Origin of the sequence: Streptomyces sp. NPDC002884 (assembly GCF_040295245.1) — a bacterium.
In the GTDB taxonomy this organism is placed as follows: domain Bacteria; phylum Actinomycetota; class Actinomycetes; order Streptomycetales; family Streptomycetaceae; genus Streptomyces.
Genome location: NZ_JBEOVB010000084.1, coordinates 1 through 5,850, shown reverse-complemented (window position 1 = coordinate 5,850; position 5,850 = coordinate 1). Strand labels below are relative to the sequence as shown.

The 5,850-nt window shown below is 66.3% G+C and carries 4 protein-coding genes and 1 pseudogene; 4 read left to right on the top strand and 1 reads right to left on the bottom strand.

Features of this window, described 5'->3' with window-relative positions; genetic code table 11:
• The first annotated feature begins 637 nt into the window (after positions 1–637).
• The gene (locus ABT070_RS45860; RefSeq protein WP_351769286.1) at positions 638–970 is read left to right on the top strand and encodes a DUF6188 family protein; all 333 of its coding nucleotides are present in this window, start codon (positions 638–640) and stop codon (positions 968–970) included.
• Positions 971–1,485: 515 nt separating this feature from the next.
• Entirely contained in the window at positions 1,486–1,884 is a 399-nt protein-coding gene (locus ABT070_RS45855; RefSeq protein WP_351769284.1) for a YunG family protein, read from the top strand.
• 11 nt (positions 1,885–1,895) lie between these two features.
• Here ABT070_RS45855 and istB read toward each other — a convergent pair.
• Positions 1,896–2,620: pseudogene (gene istB, locus ABT070_RS45850) on the bottom strand (IS21-like element helper ATPase IstB).
• A gap of 548 nt (positions 2,621–3,168) precedes the next feature.
• Between istB and ABT070_RS45845 the strand changes: the two are divergent.
• Both ABT070_RS45845 and ABT070_RS45840 read left to right on the top strand, forming a co-directional pair.
• Entirely contained in the window at positions 3,169–4,434 is a 1,266-nt protein-coding gene (locus ABT070_RS45845; RefSeq protein WP_351769282.1) for a ParA family protein, read from the top strand.
• Positions 4,431–5,615, top strand: a complete 1,185-nt coding sequence (locus ABT070_RS45840) for a ParB/RepB/Spo0J family partition protein (protein WP_351769280.1) — start codon at positions 4,431–4,433, stop codon at positions 5,613–5,615. Before ABT070_RS45845 ends, ABT070_RS45840 begins: the two co-directional genes overlap by 4 nt.
• Positions 5,616–5,850 lie beyond the last annotated feature (235 nt).

Here is a 5,850-nt window from a genome sequence, read left to right as displayed (position 1 = left end):
ACAGCTCCCACAGATCTTCAGGCGCTAACCGTTCGACAAGCGCAGCAGTCACTACCCCAGAATGCCGCAAGATCGCACCAACTGAAATGACGTCTAAGTGGAGAGTCCGGGGCCAGTCACGTGTGTGCGCCCCGGTTTGTCGCTTCATCGATCTGCTCTCTTCGGAGATGCGTAGCCGAGTACGCAGGGTTCCGCACGCCGTGCACGCGGCGTACAGACCTGGCACCGTCACCGAAGGCCGGAGGGTGCAGCTGTCTCCGGGTGCAGTTCCTGCCGCGGCCCTGGGCGCTGCGGCACGAGGGGCCAGGAGTGAGGCAGGGGTGCGTGGCCTGCCGGCCTGCTTGAGGAGCCCGCGGCGAGTGGGCGAGGAGCCGCAAAGTGATTACGCCGTAATCACCCCGAGGGCAGCAGTGCGTCAAGTTGACGCACGTGGACGCAGTGTGTGATCTGCTTGTGTCCACAGCCGGAACATGGTTCTAGCCCTGCCGCCTGGCACCGGAAATCCCGTGGCTCTCGGTTGTCGAATCAGCCAAGGTGCAGGAGTGAGCGCTGAAGAGAGTCCCGTAGAACACGAGAACCGGTGGATCCTGAACCTTCGCGACATGAGCGTTACCAAGATCAGCGTGGAGTTGGGCTCGTGCTGGCCCTCGACTCGGACTGGAAAGTCGCACTGGAAGCATCCGTCAACCTCGCGCTCGGGACCGCCCACGCCAACCCGTCCGTGATTCTGAAACCGGAATCGCAGGACGTTGCAGCGGCCCTGACTCTGTTCGGAGCGAAGGTCCTGTCGGCGGTCGCGTTCAAGTCCGGCACCCTGCGTCTCGCTTTCGACACCGGCCACCACCTGACCTGTTCATCCGATATGCACTTCGAGGCGTGGCAGGTCACGGGCCCAACAGGATGGCGCTTCACATCGTTGTCTGGAGGCGACCTCGCCGTCTGGTCCGGCTCAGGAACGAGCGGGGCCTAGCCGCGGCACACGATGCGGCAGGCACAAGACTTGCGGTCTGTTTCAACGAACCGAGTCCACGCGTCTCACCCAATCCCGCCCACGAAGGTCAGCCGCATGCAGACGACCAATTTCGATGAGACAGGACACCGAGAGGGCCAGCGGCCAGCCAGGGGTACGAGGCCCGTCGGCTTGGTTGAGGAGCCCGCAGCAAGTGGGCGAGGAGCCGCGAAGTGATTACGCCGTAATCACCTGCGGGCGGGGGAGTGGTGACGGGGGAGTGATTACGCCGTAATCACCTCGAGCGTAGTTCGTGCCGCGGCCCTGGGCGCTGCGGCACGTGGGGGCCAGCGGCTGTCCACGGACAGCGGGACATCCGGGTGAGCGGAAGTTCAGGTCCTTGCTGGCGGACAGTTGATCTCCCTGTCCGGTATGACTATTCGATCCCTGATCGGCGGGTCGTGCGGCCTCTGGAAGGCCACGCTCGTGGAGTCTGTGTCAGCGCCGATGTCAGTGGTGGCTGGGATGCTGGCGGCATGATCCCTTGGAACCTGCTCGATCTCGGCAAGGCCCTGCGCGCCGGTTGGGCTGCCGACACCTGTTCGCCCGACGATCAAGCCGACTGGCAGCCAGCTAACCCGGCCTGGGGGCACTGTGACATCACGGCCTTGATCGTCCACGACGTCTTCGGCGGTGATCTCATGGTCGGCGAGGTGCACCTTGACGGGACCCAGCACGGCTTCCACTGGTGGAACCGGCTGGCCAGCGGGGTGGAACTCGACCTGACGCGCGAGCAGTTCCAGCGGGGCCAGACCGTCACCGCTGCCCGTGTCGTCGAGCGCCCGCCGGGCCCTCTGCCCCGTCGCTGGGAGGAGTACCTCCTGCTGCGTGAGCGCGTCATCAAGCACCTCGGTCATCTTCCGGAGCCCGTCTGAGGAGGCCGGGATCAGCCGGGCTGGTTCAGCGGGACGACGCCCTGTCCGCTGGTGGCCTGGGTCAGCCTCAGTGAGGAGCCCTCGGTCAGGACGATGTGAGCGTGGTGCAGGAGGCGGTCGACAGCGGCGGTGGCCAGCGTCTTCGGCATGATCGAATCGAATCCTGACGGGTGGAGGTTCGAGGTCACGACCACGGACCGGCGCTCGTTGGCTGCATCGATCACACGGTAGAACGCCTCGGCGGCGGCCTGCCCGGACGGCAGCATGCCGATGTCGTCGACGACGATGAGGTCGCATCGGGTGATCTTCGCGACGCCCCTGGAGACGGTGTTGTCCACGGTCGCCCGCCCCAGGTGGGCGGTGAGCGATTTCAAGGTAAACCAGGCGACCTTCATGCCCTGGTCGATCGCCTTTTCGCCAGTGCCTCCGCCAGGTGGTTCTTGCCCGTGCCGCTGGGCCCGGCGACAGCCAAGTTCTCCGCCCTGGTGACCCATTCCAGCGTCATGAGCGCATGCTGGGTCGGGACGGGGATGGAGGATTCGGTCTCCTTCCAGGACTCGAAGGTCTTGCCCGAAGGCAGCTGGGCGAGGCGGCGGTGGTTGCGGCGGGTCGCTTCGTCCCGGCCCTTATTTTCTGTCTCCAGGAGAATCCGCACGACCTCGGCCGGGTCCCAGCGTTGTGATCTCGCGGTCGCGAGGCCCTCGGGGGCGGCGTTGCGCAGGTAGGGAAATCGCATCCGCTTGAGCACGGCTTCCAGCTCAGGTGGGATCGGCGGGGCTGCCGGCGGTGGAGGAACCGGTGCCGGGGCCCGCGCGGGAACGACTTCGGTCACTTCATCCGTGCACGGCTGAGGGCCACAGCGGTACGCCCGCACCGAGTCACACACGTTGGCGAGCCAGGCCACCTGAGACCGCCAGCGAATTGACCAGTTCACTTGAGACGGGGCCAGTTCCTCGGAGACGGGACACCGGAGGCTGAGCCTGCTCCGGCCCGGAGACCTGCCGTCTGTCTCAACGAACCCAGTCGTTGCGTCTCGCCCAATCCAGTCCACGCAGGTCAACGATGCGCAGACGACCAACTTCGTTGAGACAGAACACGTGGGGGCCATCGGCGAGCCTGGGTTGCGAGGCCCGCTGGCCTGGTTGAGGAGCCCGCGGGGTGAGGACGAGGAGCCGCCAGGTGATTACGCCGTAATCACCTGCGGGCACAGCCGTCCGTGCATCAACTTGGTCTAGGTAACGTGTCGCTGAGGCAAATGATCTACGACGTTAGTATGGTGTCATCATGAGTACCCCAGCCACCTCCAGCGACCGCGAGAAGGTCGTCTCCAAACTACCGGCCCGGCTCCGGCAGAAGCTCAAGATCAGAGCCGCGCAGCTCGGCGTCGAAATCCAAAGCGCCGTCGAACTGGGCATCAAAGACTGGTGCACCCTGGCCTCGACGCCCACGACCGTCGACACCGCAGGCGCGGACTCCTTCTCCACCTGGATTCCGGCCGCCCAATGGAAAGAGTTCCGCGAGAGCGCCGGAGACCGGGGCGTCTCCCTCATCCAGGGCCTCGCTCAGGCCGTCCAACTCTGGCTCGACACCAACCCCGCCCCCGGCGTCCGACGTCCCGCCATCACCCGCCGCATCGTGGTCTGCAACCAGAAGGGCGGCGTCGGCAAGACCGCCATCACGGCCGGACTGGGCGAAGCACTCGCCGAAGACGCCGACTCCCTACACCCCGTGCGTGTAGCCAAAGCCCTCACCAAAGCCTTGCGCGCCAGCGAGACCGAAGCCAGCGAGACCGCCCTAGAAGACGCCGCCCTTGACATCGAGAACCTGCCCGGGCCCGGACAACGTGTCCTGCTCGTCGACTTCGACCCTCAGTGCCACCTCACCAACCAGCTCGGCGCAAGCCCGCTGCCGCTCAACGGCGACAGCCTCACCAATCACATGGCCGGCGACCCCAAGGGCGACCTGCGCGACCTGATCGTCGCCGTCGACAACGAAAGCTTCGACGGCCGCCTCCACCTGCTGCCCGCGTGCAACGACGCCTTCCTCCTCGACGTGCGCCTGTCTGCCGTCCGTGCCCGCGAAGCCGCTCTCGAGCGGGCCCTCGCTCCGCTCGAGAGTGATTACGACGTAATCATCGTCGACTGCCCGCCGAGCCTCGGGCTTAGCATGGACGCCGCCGCCTACTACGGCCGCCGCCGCGACGCCGAGAATCCCGGACAGTCCGGAGCGCTCATCGTCGTTCAGGCCGAGGACAGTTCCGCCGACGCCTACGAGCTTCTAACCACCCAGATCGAAGACCTGCGCAACGACCTCCAGATCGACATCGACTACCTCGGCATCGTCGTCAACCTCTACGACTCCCGCCGCGGTTACATCGCGACGTCTTCGCTCCAGGGGTGGGTCGACATAAAGGATCCGAGGGTGGTCGGGCTCATCGGCGACCTGAAGGAACAGAAGGAAGCAGTCCGCGTGAAGAAGCCCTTGCTGTCTTACGCGCCCAAGTCGCAGCAGGCCGTCGGCATGCGCGCACTGGCCAGGGAGGTGCTGTGAGCAAGGCCGACCAGCTGGGCAGCGGCAGGTTCGGCGGGTCCGTGCGCAACGTCAGCGCACGCCGCCAAGCCGTCGCCGCCGCCACAGGGGTCCCCACCGACGGAGTCGCCCCGCCGACCGAACTCCCCGTCCACCGCATCAGCCCGAACCCCGACAACCCCCGATCCAGCCTCGGTGACCTGACCGACCTGGCGGGCAGCCTCAGGACCCATGGTCAGAAGCAGGCCATCACGGTCATGAACCGGGACGCCTACATCAAGGCCAACCCCGACCGCGCAGCCGACCTCGAGCACGACATCACGCATGTGGTCATCGACGGCAGCAGCCGGCTTGCGGCAGCCCGCGAAGCCGGGCTCACCACCCTCAAGGTCATGGTCAGTGACGATCAAGGCGGCACCTCCGAGGAGCTCCTGGAGTCCGCCCTCGTAGCCAACATCCACCGCCAGGACCTCGACGAGCTCGACGAAGCGCGCGCTCTCCAACGGCTCCTGGCCATCCACGGCAGTCAGCGCGCTCTCGCCAAGCGCCTGCACCGCTCGCAGGGCTGGGTGTCACAGCGCGTTGCTCTCCTCAACCTCACCCCCGAACTGCAGTCCAGGATCGGGCAGGAGTCCATCGACCTGCTGCGTGCCGTCGGCAACAAGCCCGCCGACCAGCAAGAGGCCGCTCTGGCAGAGCTGAAGGCGGAACGGGCGCGTAAGGAACAACAGCTCCGGACGGCCGTCTCCCAGCCGGTACGAAAGGAGGCAGTGGAAGCTGCAGAGGCAGCAGAGGCAGACGAGCAGGCCGAAGGCACGCCGGAGGGTGACGAAGGCGACGAGGGCGTAAGCAATGACCGTCCCGTCATCAACTCCCCAGCCGCACCGGCCGCACCGGCCACACCAGCCGAAGCGAACCAGAAGGACGACGAGCTCGAACCCGAGCCGGAGCCTGACCAGGGCGTACCGGAACCGCGCAACGCTCAAGCGGACCCGGCCAAGAAGACGGTGGACAAGGAGGGCAGCCAGCCCCGCTCGCTGCCCTACGACGATCCGTGGTTCATCGCGATGCACCTCAAGCGGAAAATGGAAGAGCCGGCGTTCTTCGAACTGCTGCGCCAACTTGCCCAGGTCGGCCAAGAGCGCGACCCCGCGAAGTTCGCAGAGACCATGGCGCGGTTCACCGTTCAGCCGGCGAGTTGAGCCGCCGCAGGCGCCTCCCGTAAATGCGCGATGGGAGGCGCCAAAGGTGTCGCAGGGCCGCCAGGCACATGAAAGTGTGACGGTTGTTCAGGAAGTCCGATGCGGCAGGGGAGCGGTGCGTGGCTGATGGCGACATACCTCAGCTGACCCGGACGCACCGCGTGCTCATCGGCGTGGTCGTGGCCGGCGCCGTGGTCATCGCCGGCATCGGCTTCGCCGGTTCGTACGCGGCCGT